The sequence below is a fragment of the Mesorhizobium sp. P2_A12 genome, from assembly GCF_056405075.1.
In genome coordinates, this window is record NZ_JBFUCU010000071.1 from 1 (window position 1) to 1,875 (window position 1,875).

1 pseudogene is annotated in these 1,875 nt (G+C 59.3%); it reads left to right on the forward strand.

What is annotated here, in order from left to right:
• Positions 1–1,875, forward strand: a pseudogene (locus AC1DZU_RS35490) (hypothetical protein); the annotation flags it as partial.

Sequence of the window (1,875 nt, forward strand, 5' to 3'; positions counted from 1 at the left end):
GAGCTGCTGTCGTTGCCGACCGAAGGCCGTTTCCCGCCTCTCCAACTGACGCCCCAGCGTAAGAAAGAGAAGACCTTCGATGCGCTGCTCCGGCAGCTCGAAGAGCTGGCGCGACAAGGTCCGGTGCTGATGCTCTTCGAGGATGTGCACTGGATCGACCCCAGCTCGCGCGAGCTGCTCGACCTGGTAGTCGAGCGGGTGCAGCGCCTGCCAGTGCTGCTTCTCCTCACGTTCCGCCCCGAGTTTCAACCGCCGTGGACCGGGCAGGCGCACGTCACGGTTCTTGTCCTCAACCGGCTCGACCGTCGTGAAGGCGCCGCGCTGGTCCAGCGGGTCGCCGGCACCGGAGAGCTGCCGAGCGACGTTGTCGCGGAGATCATCGATCGCACGGATGGGGTGCCACTGTTCGTCGAGGAGCTGACCAAGGCGGTGTTGGAGGGCGGCAACACCGGGACAGTGCTCTCAAGAGCTGCTGCGACAAGTTTGAACGTGCCCGCCACGCTGCATGCCTCGTTGTTGGCGCGGCTCGATCGCCTTGGCGTAGCCGTTAAAGAGGTCGCACAGGTCGGCGCGGTTGTCGGTCGGGAATTCTCCTACGAATTGCTGGCAGCGGTCGCACAGCGAAATGCCGCTGAGCTAAACGCAGCATTGGATCGACTCGTCGGCGCCGGTCTGGTGTTCTGCCGCGGGACGCGGCCACTGGCCACTTACCTCTTCAAGCATGCGCTCGTTCAGGACGCAGCGTATGGCACGCTGCTGCGCGCCAAGCGCCAGGAACTACATAAGCGTGTCGCAGATGTGTTGGAGGGAAGGTGGACCGAAGTCACTGAAGCACAACCCGAACTCGTCGCGCACCACTCTCAGGAAGCGGGGAATTGGGTAAGCGCGGTCGATCACTGGCAAAAGGCGGGAGGGGCCGCCCTGGCCAGAGCTGCCACTCGGGAAGCCGTGTCGCACTTTTCCAGTGCTATTGACTGCAGCAGGAGACTTGGCGACGTCTCCGGCGGCGCCGAACGGATGACACGCCTCCACCTTGCGATGGCCAATGCCTTGATGCAGGCTGAAGGATATCGTTCTGAGCGCCTTGGGAAGACGCTTGAAGATGCACGTCTTGCTGCCGCGAACACCGCATCGGTCGAATTGCAATGTGACGTTGCGCTTTCATCGGCTCCATTTTTTTTAGCCACTGGGCGCAATCACGATTACCTGACCCTAGCCGAAAAGCAGCTCGCAGACTGTGCCGATCTCCTTCCACCGGCCTATCTAAGCGGTCTTTGGGCAACCAAGGGGATGGCTCATTATAGCCGGGGAGAACAACCACAGGCAGCTGAAGCTTTGCGGAATGGCTTAGATTTGATCGATCATGTTGACCCAAATCCGGGTATCTTGTTCGATCAACTCCGTGTCGCTGCCGAGGAATATTTTAGTGAAACGCTGATAATATTGGGTTTCTTTGATGATGCCGTCGAAGAGAAAGAGGGCCTAATTCGAAATTTTGACCAGGTCGATAAGCCCTTCGAATTCGCGTGGCGTCTTCTCGGGCATTGCGAATTGTGCGCGCTACTCGGTCAATACGAGGAACTCCTTGAGAACGCTACGAAGATCGTCGAGATTTGCGATCGGCATGGCTACACGGCGCGTCGAAGCAGCGGCATTAGGTGGCGTGGCCATGCCCGCTCGCATTTAGGTGAACTGGATGCCGGCATCGATGACGTCCGGGAGAGTATGGTTCTTTGGCGTGGGCAGGGCGTCGTATTTCATACCCCTGAGAAGGCATGCGAACTTTGTGATCTTCTCCTGCGGGCCGGTCGCCTCGACGAGGCATCGCAAATGCTTGATGATATCGATACCCTCGTTTTCGATACGGACGAAGCG